At 63.5% G+C, this 449-nt stretch carries 1 pseudogene; it reads left to right on the top strand.

What is annotated here, in order from left to right:
* Window positions 1-188: 188 nt before the first annotated feature.
* Window positions 189-449: pseudogene (locus ACWTU8_RS32660) on the top strand (leucyl aminopeptidase family protein); the annotation flags it as partial.

The raw sequence follows: 449 nt of genomic DNA, 5'->3' as shown, positions 1-449 counted from the left end.
CACTTCTCCCGCCGACATGCTGTCCAGCGGCTTGCCGCTGGTACGACCGATCGAGCCGGTCGTCATCCTGCTGGTTCCGCACCCGGCGACGGCAGCCGCGAGCGCCAGCATGAGGGCCGTGGTGACGAACCGTTTTCCCCTGGCATTCACTGTGCGGTTTGTCGGCATCGACACCTAAGCCTCCATTCATACGCGCGGCCATTGCGTGGCCATCTTCCCTCCCGAAGAAATATTCTGTTAACCCTAACGGAGGGTTAAGAAGCGCCGACTCGCGAAGGGTCGGCAGGAGAGAACATCGAATGCCTGTCGAACTCGTCGAGACGAAATTGCAAGGTGCGCTGCCGGTGCATCTGGTGGCCCGTGACGGCCTGGAGGCCGTGGGCCTTGCGCCATCTGCCGTCGCATGGGCCAAGGCCAACGGCTTTTCCGGCGAGGCGGGCAGGACCCTC

It is taken from the genome of Mesorhizobium sp. BHbdii, assembly GCF_053848045.1.
Note: the sequence above shows the minus strand (reverse complement) of the source record. Positions and strands in the feature narration are given on the sequence as shown.